Below are 20,190 nucleotides of genomic sequence, written 5' to 3'. Positions count from 1 at the left end.
AGCAAGTCCCTTTTCGGGACTTGCTCCGGGCTTGGAGCTGCTTTTGACGCTCACACGTCCCTTTTTGGGACTTGCTCCGGGCTTGGAGTTGCTTTTGGCGCAAGCAAGTCCCTTTTTGCAGCTAGAATAAAAAGTGGACACCCCTTAGTGATAAAACGATAATGAAACAAAGCAGACGAGAGGGTGTCAAAAAAAATGAGTGGCAATAGACAACATTACAACGAGACATTTAAGCGTGAAACCGTAAAGTACGTGCAAGAACAGTCGAAGACGCTGGAGCAGATCGCCGATGAGTTGAACATTAATCCAGGCACATTACGCAACTGGGTCAAAAAGTATCGAACATTCGAGCACGAGCCTGTCAATCATGGGGAAACCTTACGTCAGCAAACCCAACTTATCGAAGATCAGAAACGCGAAATTGATGATTTGAGAGAAGAAATTGCGATCCTAAAAAAGGCCATGCACATCTTCAGCAAAGAAAAGAACTAAGGTTCCAGTTTATCGAAGATCATCGCTCCGAGTTTCGATTGGAGAAGATGTGCGTTCTCTTTCACGTGTCTCGGAGCGGTTATTACAAATGGCGTACCTCTGAAGCTTCTGAACGGGAAAAACGTAAGGCAACGCTGGCTGAACGTGTGAAATGGCACTTCTATGACTCCGATGAAACCTACGGCAGTCCCCGAATACGAAACGAGCTGGTGAAGGAAGGATGGACGGTATCGGAACGTACGGTGGGCCTCATTATGCGCGAACATGGCCTTCGTTCATGCATGGCCCGTAAGTTCCGAGTGGTTACGACCGATTCCAAGCATGATCTCCCGATTGCCCCTAACGTGTTGGAACAAAATTTCAAAGCCACAAAGCCCAACGAAAAGTGGGTCGCTGACATCACGTACATCCCCTGCCGCCAAGGGAAACTCTACCTTGCGAGCATCCTGGATCTGTACACCAAACAAATCGTCGGTTGGAAGCTAAGCGATCGGATGACCACAGACCTTACCCTCGATGCCCTAAAGATGGCGTATGCTGCTAAGAAGCCTCCGAAGGGATTGATTCACCATTCCGACCGCGGTTCGCAATATGCCGCTAAAGAGTACCGTGAACAGTTGAAGCAATTTAACATGAAGCCCAGTATGAGCCGCAAAGGAAACTGCTACGACAACGCCTGTATTGAAGCGTTTCACAGTATCCTAAAGCGAGAATTCATTTACAGCAAACCTAAGTTTAAAACAAAAGAGGAAGCCGGGCAGAAGCTGTACCGGTACCTTGAATTTTTTTACAACCGAAAACGTTCTAACAGTACGATTGGGTATATGTCCCCGGTGCGTTTTGAGCAGTGCTATTACGAGTGTATAGCTTAGCTTAGAGGTGTCTACTTTCTTGACAGAAGAGCATTTTGGGACTTGCTCCAGGCATGGCGCTGCTTTTGGCGCCAGCAAGTCCCTTTTCGGGACTTGCTCTGAGCTTGCAGCAGCTTTTGCCGCTCAAAACTCTTTATCCCGAATGGTTGATCCTGTACAATGGATGACGGTACATAGAAGGTAAGCGGATTCAAACATAAAGGAGATTGCGGCATGCAGTGGTTGACCTCCCGTTTTTCGGTCCATTCCTTATTTTTCAAAATGCTCATTTATTTTCTGATCGTCATCATCCTGCTTTCCTCCTACAACATCTGGTCAATGACGTTTTATACGCGGAATGTCCACAACGAGATCGTAAAATACAATTTGACGCTGATCCGGAATACCGTGGACAGCTTCGAGAAACAGTATACGACTTGGAAGAGCCTGCTCCTTAGCCTTCAGCACAACGAATTCGTGGGGAATATTAACCGGCAAGCCGACAAAGGCGGCAAACAGGCGATCGATTACCTGCAGGTGGACTTGGTGATGGATCAAATCCGCACGATTGTGACGCAGCCGTTTTATCATTTGCAGAACGTGATGATCTACTATCGAAGCCACTCCTTTCTGCTGGAAAGCGACGGTATGGTGGATGATGACCGGATGTTTAGGCACTATTACGTCAGCGAGCAGTATCCGTACGAGTTTTGGATAAAGGATGCAGACAGGTCAGACGCTTTCCTGCAGGCCCTTCCGAGCAGCGGCTTTACCATTGAGCCCAAGAGCAGCGAGGTGGAACTGCTCCCGCTGGTCAGCCATGTCCCTGGAAGCCCATGGGAAATTATCGCATTGGTCAATATGAACAGCTGGTATGAATCCTATAAAGGCATGTCCGGCTCCCGCTTTCTGCTGCTTGATCAGGACGGAACGCCATTGTTTCAATCCGCCCCATCCTCTAAGGATGCCCCGCTGCCTGCATGGAATGGAACATCCGAATGGATTAAGGACAAGGGGAATTACTATTTTTTTGAAAAAGGGGACCGCTCGGGTCTTACGTATGTATCCATCATTCCCCATAATGAGCTGAACCGCAGCATCAGCCGCATGAATTGGATCGCGGCGCTGCTGTTTGCCACGACGCTGCTGATCGGAACGCTGGCATCCTGGTTCTTTACCCGCAACATTAACCGGCCTTTAAAGCGGATGATCACGGGCCTTGGCAAAACCGAACAGCACCTTTATGAGGGCACCATTTCCGAATTCAACGCGATCGCAAGCCATCTGCAGGGATTGCATCATGAACGCAAGCAGATCAAGGCATGGATGGACCATATCAAGCCTCTGCTGACAAGCTATCATTATATGGCTCGCTTCAAAAACATCAACATTGACGCAGCCGCCGCAGCTGAGCTGCCGGTAAGCGAGGGTGCCTTTATGATCGTTGTGTTCCAGCTAAGGTACAGGCATACTCCCTCGGAACTGCTCGATGAAATGCTGACCAAGGCCACCGGCAAAATCAAAGACATTATCAGCCTTCAAGTGCAGGAGGCCTTTCCGTTATCCCATACGCTTCAAATGGACAGCAGAGAGATCTTGTCAATCGTATACACGCAGGAAAGGTCGGAGCGTCTGCTCGCCTGCCTGAACGGTTTGAAGCGGATATTCGATCAAGACCAAGGCACTTACCTGGTTACGATTGCCGTGTCGTCCGTGTTCCAGCATACTTCCCATTTCGATCAGGCCTACACGGAAGCGATGTCGCTGCTGCTTCAAGCGATGCCGGTCGAAGAAACCCAGATTATATGGGAAAAGGCGCCGCGGGAGGACGTGACCGGCTTTACAGCTGAGCAGGAGCATGAATTTTACGTAAACCTGCAAGCAGGCAATGAAGTCAGCTGCCAACAGCTCATCGATCGGGCGTTTGATTCGCTTCATCGCCGGGGCGCGACGGCGGATCAGCTGCATCATTTCGCCCTTGCCGTCCTCAGTCGTATCCGAAAAACGATGGCGCTGCTGAACATCGAATCAAGCCCGCTTCCATCCGATCATCGGCCGCTTGCGCATTGCGTCACTCCCGAACACTACAAACAGGCGCTGCTGAACGAGCTTGCCCGTGCAGCGGAAGCGATTCGACGAAAGCGAGAAGAAAATTACGATATCATTCAGTTTATTGCCCAGTTTATGGAAAACCATATTTCCGAGGAAATATCACTGGAGCTATTGGCGGATAAGCTCAACATGTCGCCGACGTATCTGTCCGGCTATATTAAAGAAAAAACCGGCAGCAACTTCAGCGATCATCTACATGCGATCCGCATCCGGAAAGCGAAGGAGCTTCTCGTAACGACAAATATGCCGGTCCAGGAAGTTGGCGCGCAAATCGGCTATCGTAATGTCACATCCTTTATCCGCATGTTCAAAAAATTAACCGGCCAGCCGCCCGGCGATTACCGGAAAACCCATTGGATCCGGAATTAGCAGGCGGCAGTGCCGGCCGTTTAACCTTTAACGGAGCCGATCAATGCTCCTTTTACGAAATATTTCTGAATGAACGGGTATACCAGCAGGATCGGCACAGTGGACACCATGATGGTGGCAAATTTCAGACCATCCTCCACGACGACGATATCGCCGACCACCGGGCCGTCGGTTCCCGTGAATTGCCCGGATAGCACGATGTTTCTCAAGATGACCTGAAGCGGCTGCATATCGGCATCCCGCAGATAAAGCAGCGGGCCCATAAAATTATTCCACATGCCGACGGCGTAATACAATCCGATCGTCGCCAGCACCGGCTTGGAAAGCGGCAGCACGATCCGGAAGAAAATACCGACCTCGGATAAGCCGTCGATTTTGCCCGACTCCTCCAGCTCTTGCGGCATTCCCATGAAGAAGGTTCTCATGATCAGCAGGTTCCAGGTGCCGACGGCCCCTGGCAGAACCATGCCCCACACCGTATTGACAAAGCCGAGCTCTTTGACCACAAGAAACGTCGGGATCATTCCGCCGTTAAAAAACATCGTGAAGACGATCATCATAAGAATCGGCTTGCCCATAACCATTTTGGTCTTGGACAATGAGTATGCGCCGAGCGCGGTTACCATCAGGGAAATCGCGGTTCCCAGCACGACATAGATGAAGGTGTTTTGGTAACCCTTCAGTACCCTTCCATCTTCAAATACATACCGGTACATATCCAAATTAAAGCCTTTTGGCCACAGCCATACGGTGCCTGACGCAATCGCTGCCGAATCGCTGAGCGAGACGGCCAGCATATAAATGAACGGATACAGACATGCGGTTACTACGCCCAGCAATATCAATGCGTTTAAGACATCGAACCAGTTCCACTTCCATTTCACATTCCATTCCTCCCTCTACCAGATGCTGCTGCCGCTGACCCTTCGGCTGAACCCGTTGGCTGCAATGATGAAGATAAAGCTGATGATTCCGGTAAACAGATCAATTGCCGTGGCGTAACTGTAATTGCCTTGGGTCAAACCGACGCGATAGACATAGGTGGAAATGATGTCAGCGGTTTCATACGTGGCCGGGGTTGCAAGCAAATATACTTTTTCAAAGCCGATCTCGAGAATTTTCCCGATATCCAGAATCAGAATGATGACGATCGCCGGTGCGATTCCGGGAAGCGTTATGTTCAGCGTCTGCTTCCAGCGATTCGCCCCGTCCATGCGTGCGGCTTCGTATAATTGCGGATCAATCGCCGTCAAGGCCGCCAAATAAATAATGGTCCCCCAGCCGATATGCTGCCACACGTCCGTCGTTACATAGATGGTTCTGAACCAGGAGGCCTCCACCAGAAAATTAATGCGTTCAAGACCCAAGGCGCTCAGAAGCTGGTTCACCATCCCTCCGGTAGGCGACAGGAACATGACCGCGATACCCGCCACCACCACATTGGATATGAAATGCGGAAGATAGCTGACGGTCTGGACGAACCGCTTCATGAAGGATCTTCGTACCTCATTGATCAGCAGGGCCAAAATAATGGGTGCAGGAAACCCGAATAACAGCTTATAGAACCCAAGCAGGAACGTGTTTCTCAGCACGGGCCAAAAGTCGGGGGTATGAAAGAACATACTGAAATACTTGAAGCCGACCCAATCGCTCTCGGTGATGCCCTTGAACAAATTGTAATCCATGAAGGCGATCGAGACGCCGAAGATGGGAACGTATTTAAAAATGACGTAATACAGAACGCATGGGAGCAGCAATAACAGCAAATATTTATCCCGTTTCACTTTGCGCAGAAAGCCCGGGCGGCGGGATGCTTGCAACATGAAATCCTCCTTCGTAACGCTTGATCAAGCTAAGCTGGGATGGGAAGCGCATGGCTGCCACGGACCTGGCCGGCACCGGCCGCGGCCACAAACACCACAGCCGGAACGCCGGCCTAGTGGAAGCTGCCCAAGTTAATCCCAACCTTGCGTTTTGCTATTTTCCTTCATTCACGAATTTTTGCGTCCGCTCGTAAGCGCTCTTGTGCACATCCAGCACTTGCTGCACGCCCAGCCGGTTCACCTCGGCCACGTAGGCGTCCCATTCGTCCATCTTTTTCTGTCCCAAAATAAATTTTGCTATTTGCTCTTCATGGTACTTCTTGACGGTTTCTCCCACCATGCTAAGCACTTCATTCTCTTCATTGGTATAGGCCAGCCTCGGCTGCGGTTTCGTTTCATGCTCCGGCGCGATTTTCATAGCTGCCTGCATTTTGGGTGAATACATCGATTCAAATGCGCTCATATCCAGCACCGTATGGGCGCCGATGGTGGCAATGCCCGTCTTCGTACGCAAGTCGCCGAATTCTTTGTAGTCGTCTTTAAACTTACGGACGCCGTTCTGGGTCGTGTAGGTTTCCCCTTCTTTCCCCCAGGTAGCCAGCTCGATTCCTTCCGGCGAGTACAGGAAATCCAAATACTGCAGCAGCGTATCCCGCTCCTTCGAATTGGCCGCTACGGCGAACCCGTCGGTCTGGAGTCCTGCAAACACGTTGTGGGATTTACCGTCCGGCGTTCCGACAGGCGGCAACATGTAATCGAGGCTGAACTCGGATGCCTTGTCGCCCAGCATGAGCGGCAGCTCGTCCATAATGCCGATATAATCGCTTGCGATAAACGCTTTATTCTGAAGAAGCAGATCGTTAAACTGCTTGCGCTTATGCGCCATGAAATCCGGTGCGATCAAGCCCTCGGTATAAAACTTGTTCATGTACTCGACCATGATCCGATAATTGTCCTCCGTCGGTCCGTAGCGCCATTCTTCCTTCTCGTAATCGTAATAATAGCTGCTGCTCGTATTAAACGCCGGCGCCATGTTGACCAGTGGGCTTAAACCGTTGAACACGGCGATCGGGAAGCTGTCCGGATACAGCTCTTTCAGTTTTTTGGCAACCGTATAGAGCTCGTCATAAGTCGTAGGCGGGGTCAAATTATGCTTTTTGAAAATATCATCCCGGTACAGCCAGGATCGCCTGGACTGCTGTTCGAGCCCATACAGCGGCATAAAATAGTTTTTTCCCTCCGGAGACAGAATCGCTGCCTTGACCTCCGGGTGATCCTCGAGAAACTTCTTGTAATTCGGCATCTTGTCCAAATGCTCGAAGTAATCGACGAACGCTCCGCTGGCACCATGGGTGTTCGCGGCGTTCAGGCTGTTGACCATCATCAAATCGGGAATTTCTCCGGATGAAATCGCCAGATTCATCGTCGTTGTATAATCGCTCATGACAGGCTGAACTTTAAACGAGATGCCGGTTGCTTCCTTCAAATATTGATAAATCGGCCAATTTTCTTTATAGGGCCAGTTCGTATGGGAGAAGGTCATCATGTCCAGCGTAATCTCCTTCGTCCCGAGCGCTCCTGCATTTCCCTCCTTTCCTGCTTCACCTTTCGCGCAGCCGCTCAGCAATGCGCCGGTCAGGACCGCAGCGAGAGCGACCCTCCCCCATTTCCGGTTCCAGAATTTCATGTAACCCTCTCCTTCATTTCATATGATCTGCCACGCTCGCCCCCCGCCACCATTTCAGCTTGAAGCTTGGGGCGTTCGTTTACGAGCTTGATTCTATCCGCTGCTTCTCTATTCTGGCTACTTACATTCTTTCCTCTTGCTGCCCGAACCTGCGATTCTGAAAAAGTGGCAATGATCTGAAATCCGGTCAACTCATCGTCGGCAGCCCGCTTCACGACTGGATTCTTTAGACCAATCCGCCTTCATCGAGGAGCTTCTGAATTGACATGTGCCAGGTAAACTTTTACAATACGGACTATACTCGATTGACGAAAATGAGGAAGCACCCTTTTCGTGTGTGCATGATGACCGCATATTGTCATTTACCTAATACGCGAAAGTGAGGTGCTTCTTATTTATGTATGGAAAGCTGCACAGCGCCTGCCTGCACGGCATCGACGGCGTCGTTATTCAGGTGGAAGTCGATCTGGCCAACGGACTTCCGCAAACCAGCATTATCGGACTTCCGGATTCCTCCATCCGTGAATCGGTGGAACGGGTCCGTGCCGCCATCAAAAACTGCGGGTTCGAATATCCTTTGAAGCGTATCACGATTAATCTCGCTCCGGCTGATCTTCGTAAAGAAGGCTCCTCCTTTGACCTGGCCGTCGCCCTCGGCATATTAATCACTAGTGAACAGCTGGAGTTCAAGGATGCCGCCTCGCTCTTAATCATCGGCGAGCTGGCGCTGGACGGAGCGCTTCGGCCGATAACCGGCGTGCTGCCGATGGTAGAGCAGGCGAAGCGGGACGGCTTCCGCGGCGTTCTCTTGCCGATGGAGAACGTGCAAGAAGCCTCCTTAATCGGCGGCATCGAGGTGTACGGCTTGCCGCATTTGAAGGAGCTCGCCGGGGATGATGGGCCAATGCGGTCAAACCCTTCCGGCGCCTCGAAGCTCCCGAGCGCAGCCGTTTCGCTCTCGCGGCTCCGGTATACCGGGCGTTTAGAACACTCGAACGAGGCGGCTGACCGGAGCCGGGAGGAGCCGCTGGAGGATTACAAGGATGTGCTCGGCCACCAGCATATCAAGCGGGCGCTCACCATCGCGGCGGCAGGCATGCATAATATTATGCTGATCGGGCCGCCCGGCACCGGAAAGACGATGCTCATGAAGCGTCTGCCAACCATCCTTCCTCCGCTAGCGGAGGAGGAAGCCCTGACGACTACGAAAATTTTCAGCGCTGCCGGTAAGCTGAAGAAGACTGAGGGCCTCATGACGAAGCGACCGTTTCGCTCTCCCCATCATACGATATCCGCCGCCGGGCTTATTGGAGGCGGAACGATCCCAAAGCCCGGCGAGGTCAGTCTTGCCCACAAAGGCATTCTGTTCCTCGATGAGCTGCCCGAGTTCTCCCGGCATGTGCTGGAGGTTCTCCGCCAGCCGCTCGAGGATCGGGAGGTGACGATCAGCCGGGCGCGGGCCGTATTTACCTTTCCCGCGCATTTTATGCTCGCTTGCTCGATGAATCCGTGTCCGTGCAGAGAACACCTCTGGCATTTATATAACGAAGAAGAAAAGTTTCTCTCATCAAAATACACCTTCTGAACTCAATACTCCTGGTTCGAGAATCCGGGCAGCACGAAATGAAGCCAATTTATCGATCAGGGAAATAGCAGCATTATCCGGACTTACACCAGAAGCTATATCAATGATGGAAAATGGTGTCCATCCTCCTTCTTTAAAAAGTCTAAGGAAGATATCGAATTGTCTTAATCAGCCTATTTATTATTTGGGGTGCTTCGAGGCACTTCCTGAGTTGACATTAGGAGATCGCCTAAAGAAGGCACGATTGTTTTATGGACTTACAAAAGAAGAAGCAGCACAGAAACTCGGAGTTGATGCAAAATCAGTCATGAACTGGGAAGCTAACAAAGTAAATCCATCAAAGAATCATTTATCTGACATAGGCCATTTTGTAAGAATAATTGAAATTTTAAATTTATGACCCTGTTTAATGTGTATAAATTGAATTTTTTTAAAAAAAAGGCCCATGGAACGGGCCCACTTAAGGAAGTGTTTAATCGTTCTCTTGCCAATGTATACAGAACGTCTCCGGTACGTTCAGGCTAAAATGACTACTTTTTAAAAAGACACGATTCCATGTATGTTTTAGCCTGTTTTCAACGAAATCAAACTATAGTCTATTAAATTGTAGGTGTACATCCATGCGCTTAGGGGCATTTCAACATACCCTGCATTAAACCATAAGGAGGTGCCTCTATTGCATCGATCTATAAGTAAATTAAAGAAAAAACCACTAAAAAGAACACTCTCGTCTTGCCACGGGAAAAAGAAAAAAGAGATTGTGGTTAAAAAAAGAAAGGTTATAAACGTAAGCTGCCCTAGACCGAAAATAAATGTTACACCTGTACCTGGACCACAAGGACCACAAGGACCACAAGGCATTCCAGGTCCACAAGGACCAGCCGGAGCTCAAGGCATTCCGGGTCCCGTAGGTCCTGCCGGACCTGCTGGAGCCCCTGGACCTGCTGGACCTACGGGGCCAGCGGGAGGTATCGCATCTTTTGCATTCCTGTGCAGCACCGTATCCCAAACCATTGCAGCCGCTCCTACACCAGGAGGACAGGGTGGAGCAGTGACCTTTGAGAATCCTCCTGTCATCGGCGGCACTGCAGTGACCTTCGCTGCACCATCGACCATTATTATTAATGAAACCGGCACTTATCATATCAGTTTTGAGGTTTTCCCAACCCCAGGTGTTAATGCCTTTGGTTTATTCTTTGATCCCGATGCAGCTGGTCCGGCACCTGCAACGCTGGTTCCATGCAGCAACTATGGTACTAATGCAGGCAACCAACCATATCAAGGTCAGGTTGTTGCAACATTAACGGCTGGTGGCGTCTTGACCTTAAACCGTATGGACAATATGGGGGCATTAACCATACAAGGAGCCATCGGCGGAGGTACTCCGACAGTAAGTGCATCCATCGTTATTGAACGACTGGCATAAAATCGAAATATAACGAAACCAAGAGACCCGGCTTTCGATAATGAAAGTCGGGTCTCTTTCTGTTTTTTAACTCTATTACACTAGTAATCTGTCCAATACTGTGCATTCACCTTTTGTGTTGGCTTTTTATTGGCTTGAGGTTCACGTTCCCAGCCTTCAATGATCTTAATTCCACCCAGGCTGGATTTGTCCTCCCATTCAATGTACCTTTCTTTTTCCAGCATTAATAATGCGTTCTTTATTTCCTGTTGCTTTCGTCCAGTCATTACCTCCAATCCGTGCATTGTGGGTATTCTATGATGCTGACTTACATAATTGTAAAGAATCCTTAGTATTTTACGTTCTAAATCAGGAAGCATCTTTTCCCGCCCCCACCGCCGGCCCCCAAGATAAAACATTATCCATTCTGAAAACCCTTGGCTGATTGGTTTTTAGACATGTTGCACGAATCAAGTTATTACGGATCCTCTGCAACCTAATTTTGCGCTGAGTAATCTTGCCTTTGCGGTCCACGTAAATTAGCTCAATAACCTCGCCAATGTAATTTCTCATCCTGTTCGCCTCCAAGAAGAACATTTGTTTGTATTATATGCGAACATTCGTTCTTTTATCAATGTAAAAATAAGCCACCGGGCATTTTGCCTCGGTGGCCTTATCGTCTACACATTCGATCAATACAGTAAAGTAAGTCAGTCCAAAACTTGTAACAGGGTATTCAGGTGCTCAGGGGGTCAGTGCTTTGCAACAGGAGGGAAGGACCACGGTTAGGCCTTTTCTTTTTACGCCGTACTTGCTTTAAGTACATCTTAAACGAATCATATTCATTGATTAGTGTAATGAATTGCTCTGAATCCAGAAACACCAGCGGCACAATGATATTCCCCTGTACGGCGTAATCAAGATACTGAATGTCTTTAGACATCAGGATCCCTCCTTTATGCCTCTTCTTTGTATTTCGAATATACGACTATAATTCATGAATGCAAACCTTTCATTGAAAAAGCTAAAAATTCTCACCTACCCAGCATACTTAAATGTGCAACTCTCGCGAAGATAACGCGAATCTCCCACTTTGACACTGTCATCAGTAATTTCATATATCCGGCCGCACCCGATCAGCTCGTCCGCTATAAATACGGCGACAGGGGTTTGATCGAGCATGGCCGTATGAAATTGTATGTCCGCAGTCAGCGGCTTCATAAATCGTTTCATCATAAACAAAATATTACCATAATGTACTTGTCTTTGGGATATTTTATGCGCAAAAAGACCAAGCCAGCCAGTAATAGGCTTTACACGTAGCAGTGGGCTCCAGGGAGAGATCGAGCTGCAGGGTATGAACGGACGCAATTTCGAGTACCATTACTTACCGCCCCTTTACCACATAGCTAAGCGCTATAATTCGGTAAAGGGGTGTTTCTATGTTCATCGAACCAATGTTACTTGCGACCGCCCCCAGACCTTATTCCGATCCGAATTACATCTATGAGCCCAAGATAGACGGACACCGGCTTCTGTTCTCACAGGAGGACGGCCAGATCCGGTTATATACCCGGCACGAGACGGACTGTACGCGGCGATATCCTGAGCTCCTGACGCCGTTTGAAGATGATATCCTTCTGGACGGTGAGGTAGCATGTACCGATCCGGAGACGGGGTTGGTTGACTTCGAAAACGTCATGACTCGGTTCCAGACCAAGAAAGAGCAACGCATCCGGCAGCTCATGGGCATATCACCCGTGACATATGTCGTTTTTGATATCCTGCGATACAAGGGGCAAGATCTTCGGAAATTGCCTCTGATGCACCGTAAAGAGATCCTGGCCGGCATCAGCATGCCGAACAAGCATTTCGGCGTTATCCCTTTTGTGGAAGGCGCAGGCGAGGCTTTGTTTGAACAGATGGTGTCTCGGAAACTTGAAGGGATGGTTGGGAAGCGAAAAAACAGCCTTTACGTGAGCCGGCGATCGCCAGACTGGCAGAAGGTAATCAACTGGTCTTATACTAACGTGATCATCACAGGGTATCGTAAAGACGAATTCGGATTGCTTGCGGCTGTCCCTGATGAGTCTGGTCGGCTTCGGCCAACTGGAATTGTGGAGTTTGTAACGCAGACAGCTCGAAAAGAGTTCTATTCGAAAAGTCGGGGACTTGTAATCGGGGAGGATAAGAACTTTGTATATTTGGATCCGAAAATTCAGGGGAAGGTTAAATTTCGAAACTGGACGAAGTCTGGAATGTTACGGACGCCGGTATTAACGGAGCTCATAGAATGAGATGGAATAAAAAAGGACCCTGCATGCAGTTAAGGTGCAGGGTTCTTTTACAGAAGCCATCGAGTTACACCAAGTAGTTCCCATTGAAAAATACTATTACAAGAATTTGGGATAGTTTGCTAATATTCTACTGTACTTTTTCAACTGTCCCTTCGAGCCAATTAACTATAGCGGTCTTCTCTAAATTTTGCAAATTAGGGTCCCAAAGCCCTTTGCTAATGAAAAACTCTTTAACCAGATAATAATTGTCATCGCCAAATAATGCATATGCACAAGTTGCACTATATTCAGAATAACATTGACAAGAATCAAGTAAATTTTCAAGCTTGCCAGTTATCTTATTAATTTCTTTTCGGGAGAGGTTTTCCTTTTGACTATATTCATTAACTAAGTCTGATAAGTCCTCCAATAACTCAGCTATCTCATTTCCGATGGTTGCTCGGGGTAATATTAGTCTTTTTGAATCGTTTAGTGCGAGAATACTTACAGTATCTTTTCCAATTTGGTCTTTACCAACGAATCGGTAATTTATCATTCTTAAATGATTTTTTGGATCATTTACTGTTGGATTAATGATCGGTTCTTTTTTTGTATCGTGATCTAGTTTTTTTACGTTGCATCTTTTGCAAATTGGTAATAAATTTGTCCATTCAATAACTTCATCTGGATATAACGATTTGGGATAAAAATGTTCAACTTCAATATACTTACTCTCCTCGCCAAGTTTACACTCACAGAATATACACTTATTATTGCTCATTTCAAGCAGAGCATTCTTGATGTAATCTACATTCCATACGTTCTTCTTACTTGTCTTATATTCTTGTGTGAGGGCTTGTTTAATATCTTCAGTTAATTCACTGGGGCATTTTGTTCTTTCGACTTTTATCATAAGCTTACCTCACCGTATGCTTCCTAATTGTAATTGATATATTTTTCTCATGGGACTTCTTGGATGTAGCATCTTGTTCAAAATTTCATATGTATATTCTGCTTTAATTATGTCCTCATGTTCAATAGCTCGTTCAAATTCATTTTTCACTTCTAAATAGCGGTTAGATTGAGTTTCTTTTAAACCCATAACATCTTCAAGGATTTCTTCAATTGTCCACCCTTTAAAACCAAATTCTAGCTGATCTAATTCTAACCTCGATACATTGCTATTTTCATCAATTGTAAGTGCAATGATTTCTTTAGCATCAGCTTCTTGAATCATGTGAGGACTATGTGTAGTTGCAATGATTTGAGAACTCGGAAAAACCTCTTTAAGTACTTTTAAAAACCTTCCTTGCCAATATGGATGAAGATGTGCATCGACTTCATCAATTAAAATAACCCCGTCAAACTCATTTACTTTTATTTTTGGATCTTTAAAGTTAAACTCAATTTCCTTAATTATCCCAAGGATAATAAACAAACAAGATTTAAAACCTGTTGACAAGTACTCGAAATAAATTTCACCTCTTGTAGTTTTTAACATTATATCTAAACTATCATGAAGGACATGAGAATACTCTACATTAGGATCTAGTAAGCTAAAACTATTTCGAGCCGTTTGAAGATTATGTTTCTCTTGTGAAGTGAAATTCCCCTGTCTTTCAAATGCAAGTCTATTAATAAACCAATTTTTTATTGAATCTCCATTTAGACCATTTGTGATCCTAGCACTATATTGACTCTGGTCAAAATCATTATCTCTTGAAATACTTTGTAATCTAGAATATTTTAAAGGTCTCTGTTCTTTAACATAAATTATATTCTTTATGGAAGGACCTAAAGGGTTATGATTAACAATCTGTTCCTCAGGTCTAAATATTCTTAGACTGTTTTTAAAGATTGTACCGTCTACACTTATTGTCCATTCACCATATTCAGAGTTTGAATTCCTTCTAAGGCCTTCTGCGGGGTATAACGAAAAGCTACTAACTATACAGTCTAGAATAGTCGATTTACCGACACCATTTATACCACAAATTAAATTCAAACCATCAATGAACTCTAGAGTTAAATTTTTAATACCACCAATATTTTGGATAATTAATTTCTCTACTTTCATAGTTATTCGCCCCATTCCAAATATTCACATATACAGAATAAACCACTACTAAGTAAGGGGCAACAAAATAAAAAATATATATTCTTAAATATAGTCTTTTAAAATATCCTCCTTATCTAAAGTCCAACATTTTCTGAACCAGTCCTTATCTTTTCTACCCATAATCGGTCCAACAAGAACTGTATTTCCATCGAGATCAACTGCAAATAATACTATTTGATGCTTGGTTTTAACATTAGTTATAATCTTATTTATTACAGCGCCAGGAACCAACAAACCTTCAAGTTTATTCATCATTTCACCTCCTCTAATCCATTAATGAAACAGAGCACAAGTTTATTCCTTTTCGAACTAAATCACTTGCAAAGAAATAGTGTAGTTATTTTATAATCATAAAGTTTTTTTGGGGCTAACCTCATAAGTGCATAAAAAGAACCCCACCATCCTAGGCAAGCAGGGTCCTTCAATTACTGAGAGTTTCTATTTTACTTGTCCTTGTCTCTGTACCCTGTTCCCTCTTTAGGGTTGGAGACAATGCCGAGCACGACCAAAACACCAAGCAATGCATTTACTGCAGTCACGATTTCATCGAACTTCTCCGGAGCGATCTGGAAATTAAAAATTGCCCCGAAAGCTTGTACAGCCAGCAAAATTGCTGATACCAACGACACCCACAAACCATAATTTCTCCACTTGCTATTGCTCATAATTAAACGTCTCCCTTCTTAATCATGCCGGCACGATAAAGCACGGCAATGAGTCGATAGAAATCGTAGCTGCTGCCGCTCGGAGTATCAATCAAGCCGGCTGCCAGCGCTTCGTTCACCGCTGTCTTAGCCCAGGAAGGGACCTCCATATAATGCATTCGTTCGAGCTCAGCGATTCGAGCTGATTGCTTTTTGATGGTGGACCCTTGCTCCTGAAGCCCTTTCTTCAATATGTTTTTGCTGTTCTCCAAGCTGGTCACTTTCCGTTCCAACGCTTCAAATGCAGCTTTTTCTGATGCGTTCATACCCTCATCCCTTTCTGATATTTGATCCAAATCATCGCGAAATTTATTCATGTTGATCACCGGGCAAGCCTTCCAGCTGTACCCCGGATACTCGCTGTGGCCTTTGATCTGCTGCGCTGTAGGAATCACCGAACGGAGTTGTCGTACAAGCTCAATCGTTGCCTGATATTGCTCCGGCGTCGGCTGCTGTGATCGGAAGTCTCCAACCAAACAGATCCCTAAGGAATGCTTGTTGCTGTTGCCTACGTGATACGTGACAATCTCTGGATCCCAGCATTTGTATACTGTTCCATCACGCTGAACCACGAAGGCATAAGCAATCCCTGGCCAGCCGTTCGTGCTGACGTGATAAGTCGCAAAAGCCTCTGGAGATCCTGTTAGGGTCAACGAGTGATGAATCGCGATCGATCGAATATCGGTTAGCCGGCGCGTTTTATACCGCTTTGTCTTGTGAATTGGGAGTTTCCCCCGAAGATCGACAAGCTTCATCTCCTTTGACCTCCCCTCCTGCTTTTTCTTCCAATACAGCCACAGCTCTGATTAAGGCGTCGGGAACTTTGAACCCCATCTTCCCGTAATTCTCGATGATGCTCAGGAGCTCGTTTATGATATAAAAGAAAACGACAGCATCCCGGAGATAGTGCATATCCCCTAAGACGCTGTCGATCAGATGTGCCACCGTAACCAGTAGGAATATCCCTACCTTTTTGGCGATTCCAATATAACCTTTCATTGACCGAAGCTCTCCACGCATCCAGGCAACGGCCCAGCCGGTCACAAAATCGATGATAACCAGTACCAGCAATGCATTCATCGCTACCGTCCACCCCCCGAAGAAGTAGCCTGTTACGGCTCCGAAAAATGCTGCAAATCCCCCGTAAAATTTCTCACTCATGGCCATCCCCCTGCCTCTCTACCCTTTTTCTTTCTCAGCTTCATCGGGCGCTTGCAATCTGACGAGAGCCTCGCCGATGTCATGATCAACTGCTTGTAAGATTTCGAGCTGCTTGTCCGGATATGCTTGGAGCATAATGTTGATCACCGCGGCAATTTCTTCTACCGGGGTCGTCAGATCGATAAGCAGTTCCACCTTCGTCATCCTTGCCATGGGGCACCTCCTTTCAAGACAAAATAAAAGAGCCCGGGGTTACCGGACTCTAATGATTATTCTTATTTAAGTGCTGCAAGCGCGGCCTCGGCTTCAGCTATTTCAGCAATTGCTGCCGCAATATCAGTTTCATAGCTGGTTAGTTGTTTCTTTCTTGACTCGATAAGCTCAGGACTCGCCCCTTCCTTCTCAAGCCTGGCGATCTCTGCTAAAATCTCATCACGCCCTACAAGAGTAGGCTCGAGGATTCTCTCATGTATGAGACGGATCGCCTCTTTTATTTCGGACCTAGATTGACCGCTGTACCTATTAGTAACGACGTCTTCTTCCGCCGATTCTGTTGTAATCGTAATTGTCTTTCCACTCACTTTGATATCCGCCCCCAATGATTCAGAAACTGCACGAACAGGGACGTTAGCCTTACCGTCAATGATCGCGCCTTTCTCCGTAAGTTTCTGGCCATTTACAATGACTGTATATTCTCCGGTTACTTTCTTACCAATCATGCTTTTGACACTGTCCGCAAAGACACTAGCGGAAGTTGTTAAGACTAAACCAATCAGAACCCCACCGAATACATATGCTGACTTTTTCATAGATACCTCCATTGGATTGTTTATCCAAAATGATATCATTAGCCCGGTGAGGTTGTGAAGGTTCCGCCCCAGTTTTGGTTATCTCTATTCCCATGGTTGTGGGTCGGAAGAGTAACGCTGTGCGTATGTCCTTTATCGGACTTCCCGTTAATTGCTAACCACAGTGAGTTAATTGTATTTTGGAGGCCAGCTATGTCTGATATCGACAATTGAATACCACTAACCATTCCGTTAAAGCTTACAGAACTATTAAATCGTGCCGGACCTGCAAATGTAGGCGCACCTTGGAAGCTTATTGGATTACCAGTATTATTCGATCCGATGATGAGATTTTCACTATATATCGTAAGTCCGTTGTTCTGATAAGCATTAATCTCACCAGCATAACCGCCGCCAGTGCCATTAAATACAATAGCAGCTACACCACTGTCCGAATCCGTATTGATTCTGATACGGTTACGACCACTGCTGTCATACGTTCGAAGACCGTTGGCGTCCTGTTCAAGCCGGCGTCCATAGGCCGCCGTCCGGATCAGTGCGCCTGTGATAGTCCCTCCTTCAAATGTGGAGGCGGTTATTCTCCCAATAATCTCAGCGCTTTGAGCAACCATATGGCCGGATTGGCTTACTGTAAAGACTCCATTTCCAACATTAATGGACGAGCCGACAATCGCTCCATTCGTGAAGTTGGACGAATAGATATTCGCCGAATTAGCCGTCAACCGGTTGGCCACCACATTCCCCTGCATGTCGACCCGAAACGGAGCGCTGCCAAAGTTTGCATGCCCTGCAGCGATCCCGTTCGTGTTGATCTGAGTGACGTTGTTCCCGCTGCCGATCAGCATCGAAACGAAGCTGCCGAGCTGGCCAATTATCGTCTCGGCCAATATACCGCGGGCCGTAATCGCCGATCGCACCGTCCGCCAGCCGTCCGTAGAGATCCCGAGCCCCTTCGACGTAAGGCGAACCTGCTCCAAAGGGTTCGTCTTCTCTTGGGCAAGAATGCCGCCTTCAGGCGGGAAAATCAGCTCTGTCTTGCTATTGTTAATGTCAACGATCGCCTGTTTCGCTGCAGCTTCGAACACCTCTGTCCGGATCCGACCGCCGGATAGCAGATTGTCCATCACCTTCCGCGACCGCTCCAGGTCGGCGAGCAGATCGATGTCATCCTTCAGGGCGAAGTTGGCCAAGGTCACCTTAGTATGCTGGTCGATAGAGTATGGATACTCCGTCAGCTCCACGATCCGGACACCAATCCGCTGCAGACCCATTTGAGGGTCATACACAGTGGCTGCGTCTCCAAGGTCCGGCGGATGTTCCTCCCGGTCGATCTTGTGGAGATCCGCAGCGGTCAGCGTTACCTCAAGCTGCGGCATCTCCTGCTTCCGGAGTTCTTCCCGGGTAGACTTCAGCAGCTCCACCGGATCCTCGATGTCCTGCTGAATGTTCTCCCCGTCGAAAAACGGGACGCTGTCGCTGCCCCAGTAATTGACGTACGGGGAGAGTAGGTAGTTGATCATAACCTTCCCGTTCTGGATAGCGCCCGGGACAGATTGCAGAAGGCTCCTCTCCTCGGCCGTCAGGTTATCCGCGGACATCCCGACCCAAGTCCGGCCGTCCTTCATCTGAGCGAACATTCGTGTCACAAGACTGGTGCCGTCATCTTTGAATGAGTCGGAGATGATGTTTTTTTTCGTCCGATACTCGTACCTATCCGTCTGGGATCCGATTTTTTTATGGATGTGGATCACGAAGTTATCCGGACGGATCTCCGCGCCGTAAAGGTTCACGACCTGGTTTAGAGCAGCGAGCGCATTGGTCCGTCCGAAGTCTTTGATGTCCCAAAGGTCGAAGGTGTCATGTACCTGGAACGTAAAACGGCCGCCTGTCCACGCGCTGATCTTGTTCAGCAGCGTCGAGATGTGGATCCCGTAAGCCTCATCGATGTACTCGTCATACGGCACCTTGTAATCGTTCAGCTTGAACATCACATGCGTGCAGGTGATTTGTGCCGTGAGCTGCTTATTATCCCGCTGTCGCTGCCGAGTATTGATTACGTAATATTGTCCGCGTTCATCCCGGACGTGACCCTTGATCTGGATCTTTTCAAGATAATCATCACTGGTCATAGGGACCAAAAAAGACAGCTCATAATCAGAATTGAGCCGTCTTCGTCGTTCGATACCATATGCATCAATCAGCGTGCCGGTACGCTTCAGGTTCTTGTCAAAAACCTGCAGTGTTGGATTAGGCAATATATCGCCTCCCTAATACAAAAACTTGTCGCGGTGGGTGATCCGGAAGAGAATCGTCCGCCCGGTCGCCGGATCGGTCCAAGTGAGGTTATTCGTCCCCAGGTTTAAGTCAAAGAAATCCCCGTTATACAAATGGGAGACGTTCTCCCCGTTCCGTGTAATTTTGAATTTCTCGCTGTCGATCACAATAATATCTCCGGGAACGAACGGCCCGGTGAATTCAATCTCGTCGACATGGTAACGGTTTGCCTTGCCCTGCAGGGAGGAAATACCGTGCATAATGGCGGACTGCAGACGCTCCCGGATAAAATCCACGGTCATACCGCTATCCGCTTCCATCTGGGCGGTAAAGGAGATCTCCCGAATAAAGTCAGCCCCCAGACCGCCCTCGCCGGCCAGAATGGCCTGGCCAGCCAACTCGATCGTCGATGCAGCCACAAGCTCGGCGCAGCCGCTGAGGACGGCCCGGCCGAACACAAACATGGTTACGGGACGATTAAACGGCAGCCGGTTAAATGGTCCTCCGAACATGCTCCATCTCC

21 protein-coding genes and 1 pseudogene are annotated in these 20,190 nt (G+C 47.5%); 7 read left to right on the top strand and 15 right to left on the bottom strand.

Annotation, left to right across the window (positions count from 1 at the left end; all coding sequences use genetic code 11):
* The first annotated feature begins 195 nt into the window (after positions 1–195).
* The 3 genes from NST44_RS16285 to NST44_RS16275 all read left to right on the top strand — a co-directional run bounded on the left by NST44_RS16285 (position 196) and on the right by NST44_RS16275 (position 3,824).
* On the top strand, positions 196–492 hold the full coding sequence (locus NST44_RS16285; RefSeq protein WP_007131733.1) for a transposase: 297 nt from the start codon (positions 196–198) through the stop codon (positions 490–492).
* 11 nt (positions 493–503) lie between these two features.
* On the top strand, positions 504–1,364 hold the full coding sequence (locus tag NST44_RS16280; RefSeq protein WP_244152709.1) for an IS3 family transposase: 861 nt from the start codon (positions 504–506) through the stop codon (positions 1,362–1,364).
* A gap of 213 nt (positions 1,365–1,577) precedes the next feature.
* A complete protein-coding gene (locus NST44_RS16275) occupies positions 1,578–3,824 on the top strand; it encodes a helix-turn-helix domain-containing protein (RefSeq protein ID WP_213617076.1) in 2,247 nt (748 codons plus the stop codon).
* Positions 3,825–3,844: 20 nt separating this feature from the next.
* On the opposite strand, the gene NST44_RS16270 is transcribed toward NST44_RS16275, so the two are convergent.
* From NST44_RS16270 to NST44_RS16260, 3 genes are all read right to left on the bottom strand, one after another.
* Positions 3,845–4,708, bottom strand: a complete 864-nt coding sequence (locus NST44_RS16270; protein ID WP_099479209.1) for a carbohydrate ABC transporter permease — start codon at positions 4,706–4,708, stop codon at positions 3,845–3,847.
* 15 nt (positions 4,709–4,723) lie between these two features.
* Complete coding sequence (locus tag NST44_RS16265) at positions 4,724–5,647, bottom strand: ABC transporter permease (RefSeq protein ID WP_099479208.1); 924 nt, start codon at positions 5,645–5,647, stop codon at positions 4,724–4,726.
* Positions 5,648–5,801: 154 nt separating this feature from the next.
* Entirely contained in the window at positions 5,802–7,334 is a 1,533-nt protein-coding gene (locus tag NST44_RS16260) for an ABC transporter substrate-binding protein (protein WP_213617077.1), read from the bottom strand.
* A 397-nt stretch (positions 7,335–7,731) separates the two neighbouring features.
* Here NST44_RS16260 and NST44_RS16255 point away from each other — a divergent pair.
* The 3 genes and pseudogenes from NST44_RS16255 to NST44_RS16245 all read left to right on the top strand — a co-directional run.
* A pseudogene (locus tag NST44_RS16255) lies at positions 7,732–8,853 on the top strand (YifB family Mg chelatase-like AAA ATPase); the annotation flags it as partial.
* Positions 8,840–9,319 (top strand): helix-turn-helix transcriptional regulator, encoded by a 480-nt coding sequence (locus NST44_RS16250; RefSeq protein WP_340901446.1) that lies wholly within the window; start codon positions 8,840–8,842, stop codon positions 9,317–9,319. The pseudogene NST44_RS16255 and the gene NST44_RS16250, both read left to right, overlap by 14 nt.
* Before the next feature lie 651 nt (positions 9,320–9,970).
* Positions 9,971–10,345, top strand: coding sequence for a hypothetical protein (locus NST44_RS16245; protein WP_244152798.1), 375 nt, complete (start codon positions 9,971–9,973; stop codon positions 10,343–10,345).
* Positions 10,346–10,425: 80 nt separating this feature from the next.
* Here NST44_RS16245 and NST44_RS16240 read toward each other — a convergent pair whose 3' ends face one another.
* Together NST44_RS16240 and NST44_RS16235 are read right to left on the bottom strand one after the other, a co-directional pair.
* Positions 10,426–10,704, bottom strand: a complete 279-nt coding sequence (locus NST44_RS16240) for a hypothetical protein (protein WP_007132840.1) — start codon at positions 10,702–10,704, stop codon at positions 10,426–10,428.
* A 356-nt stretch (positions 10,705–11,060) separates the two neighbouring features.
* A complete protein-coding gene (locus tag NST44_RS16235; protein WP_007132838.1) occupies positions 11,061–11,267 on the bottom strand; it encodes a hypothetical protein in 207 nt (68 codons plus the stop codon).
* A gap of 499 nt (positions 11,268–11,766) precedes the next feature.
* Here NST44_RS16235 and NST44_RS16230 point away from each other — a divergent pair, with 499 nt between their 5' ends.
* A complete protein-coding gene (locus NST44_RS16230; RefSeq protein ID WP_007132837.1) occupies positions 11,767–12,621 on the top strand; it encodes an ATP-dependent DNA ligase in 855 nt (284 codons plus the stop codon).
* Positions 12,622–12,748: 127 nt separating this feature from the next.
* Here NST44_RS16230 and NST44_RS16225 read toward each other — a convergent pair whose 3' ends face one another.
* The 10 genes from NST44_RS16225 to NST44_RS16180 all read right to left on the bottom strand — a co-directional run bounded on the left by NST44_RS16225 (position 12,749) and on the right by NST44_RS16180 (position 20,179).
* On the bottom strand, positions 12,749–13,513 hold the full coding sequence (locus NST44_RS16225) for an HNH endonuclease (RefSeq protein WP_007132836.1): 765 nt from the start codon (positions 13,511–13,513) through the stop codon (positions 12,749–12,751).
* A 9-nt stretch (positions 13,514–13,522) separates the two neighbouring features.
* On the bottom strand, positions 13,523–14,677 hold the full coding sequence (locus NST44_RS16220) for an AAA family ATPase (RefSeq protein WP_007132835.1): 1,155 nt from the start codon (positions 14,675–14,677) through the stop codon (positions 13,523–13,525).
* Positions 14,678–14,761: 84 nt separating this feature from the next.
* Complete coding sequence (locus NST44_RS16215) at positions 14,762–14,971, bottom strand: hypothetical protein (protein WP_007132834.1); 210 nt, start codon at positions 14,969–14,971, stop codon at positions 14,762–14,764.
* A 191-nt stretch (positions 14,972–15,162) separates the two neighbouring features.
* The gene (locus NST44_RS16210; protein WP_007132833.1) at positions 15,163–15,384 is read right to left on the bottom strand and encodes a phage holin; all 222 of its coding nucleotides are present in this window, start codon (positions 15,382–15,384) and stop codon (positions 15,163–15,165) included.
* A 2-nt stretch (positions 15,385–15,386) separates the two neighbouring features.
* Complete coding sequence (locus NST44_RS16205; protein WP_007132832.1) at positions 15,387–16,178, bottom strand: peptidoglycan recognition protein family protein; 792 nt, start codon at positions 16,176–16,178, stop codon at positions 15,387–15,389.
* On the bottom strand, positions 16,123–16,584 hold the full coding sequence (locus NST44_RS16200) for a phage holin family protein (protein WP_007132831.1): 462 nt from the start codon (positions 16,582–16,584) through the stop codon (positions 16,123–16,125). Before NST44_RS16200 ends, NST44_RS16205 begins: the two co-directional genes overlap by 56 nt.
* Before the next feature lie 18 nt (positions 16,585–16,602).
* Positions 16,603–16,797 (bottom strand): hypothetical protein, encoded by a 195-nt coding sequence (locus NST44_RS16195; RefSeq protein ID WP_340900131.1) that lies wholly within the window; start codon positions 16,795–16,797, stop codon positions 16,603–16,605.
* A gap of 62 nt (positions 16,798–16,859) precedes the next feature.
* On the bottom strand, positions 16,860–17,393 hold the full coding sequence (locus NST44_RS16190; RefSeq protein ID WP_340900130.1) for a stalk domain-containing protein: 534 nt from the start codon (positions 17,391–17,393) through the stop codon (positions 16,860–16,862).
* Between the two features lie 38 nt (positions 17,394–17,431).
* Positions 17,432–19,648: a phage tail protein gene (locus tag NST44_RS16185; RefSeq protein WP_340900129.1), complete on the bottom strand. Its 2,217-nt coding sequence runs from the start codon at positions 19,646–19,648 to the stop codon at positions 17,432–17,434.
* Positions 19,649–19,660: 12 nt separating this feature from the next.
* Complete coding sequence (locus NST44_RS16180; protein WP_007132827.1) at positions 19,661–20,179, bottom strand: phage distal tail protein; 519 nt, start codon at positions 20,177–20,179, stop codon at positions 19,661–19,663.
* Positions 20,180–20,190: the final 11 nt, after the last annotated feature.

Source organism: Paenibacillus sp. FSL W8-0919 (assembly GCF_038003785.1).
Classification (GTDB): domain Bacteria; phylum Bacillota; class Bacilli; order Paenibacillales; family Paenibacillaceae; genus Paenibacillus_AQ; species Paenibacillus_AQ lactis.
Note: the sequence above shows the minus strand (reverse complement) of the source record. Positions and strands in the feature narration are given on the sequence as shown.

Bases quoted from the DNA above. Each gene is read 5' to 3' on its own strand.
- NST44_RS16215 (WP_007132834.1), bottom strand. From the start codon at position 14,971: ATGAATAAACTTGAAGGTTTGTTGGTTCCTGGCGCTGTAATAAATAAG.
- NST44_RS16265 (WP_099479208.1), bottom strand. From the start codon at position 5,647: ATGTTGCAAGCATCCCGCCGCCCGGGCTTTCTGCGCAAAGTGAAACGG.
- NST44_RS16200 (WP_007132831.1), bottom strand. From the start codon at position 16,584: ATGAGTGAGAAATTTTACGGGGGATTTGCAGCATTTTTCGGAGCCGTA.
- NST44_RS16235 (WP_007132838.1), bottom strand. From the start codon at position 11,267: ATGTCTAAAGACATTCAGTATCTTGATTACGCCGTACAGGGGAATATC.
- NST44_RS16240 (WP_007132840.1), bottom strand. From the start codon at position 10,704: ATGCTTCCTGATTTAGAACGTAAAATACTAAGGATTCTTTACAATTAT.
- NST44_RS16285 (WP_007131733.1), top strand. From the start codon at position 196: ATGAGTGGCAATAGACAACATTACAACGAGACATTTAAGCGTGAAACC.
- NST44_RS16230 (WP_007132837.1), top strand. From the start codon at position 11,767: ATGTTCATCGAACCAATGTTACTTGCGACCGCCCCCAGACCTTATTCC.
- NST44_RS16225 (WP_007132836.1), bottom strand. From the start codon at position 13,513: ATGATAAAAGTCGAAAGAACAAAATGCCCCAGTGAATTAACTGAAGAT.
- NST44_RS16195 (WP_340900131.1), bottom strand. From the start codon at position 16,797: ATGGCAAGGATGACGAAGGTGGAACTGCTTATCGATCTGACGACCCCG.
- NST44_RS16205 (WP_007132832.1), bottom strand. From the start codon at position 16,178: ATGAAGCTTGTCGATCTTCGGGGGAAACTCCCAATTCACAAGACAAAG.
- NST44_RS16190 (WP_340900130.1), bottom strand. From the start codon at position 17,393: ATGAAAAAGTCAGCATATGTATTCGGTGGGGTTCTGATTGGTTTAGTC.
- NST44_RS16210 (WP_007132833.1), bottom strand. From the start codon at position 15,384: ATGAGCAATAGCAAGTGGAGAAATTATGGTTTGTGGGTGTCGTTGGTA.
- NST44_RS16275 (WP_213617076.1), top strand. From the start codon at position 1,578: ATGCAGTGGTTGACCTCCCGTTTTTCGGTCCATTCCTTATTTTTCAAA.
- NST44_RS16260 (WP_213617077.1), bottom strand. From the start codon at position 7,334: ATGAAATTCTGGAACCGGAAATGGGGGAGGGTCGCTCTCGCTGCGGTC.
- NST44_RS16220 (WP_007132835.1), bottom strand. From the start codon at position 14,677: ATGAAAGTAGAGAAATTAATTATCCAAAATATTGGTGGTATTAAAAAT.
- NST44_RS16180 (WP_007132827.1), bottom strand. From the start codon at position 20,179: ATGTTCGGAGGACCATTTAACCGGCTGCCGTTTAATCGTCCCGTAACC.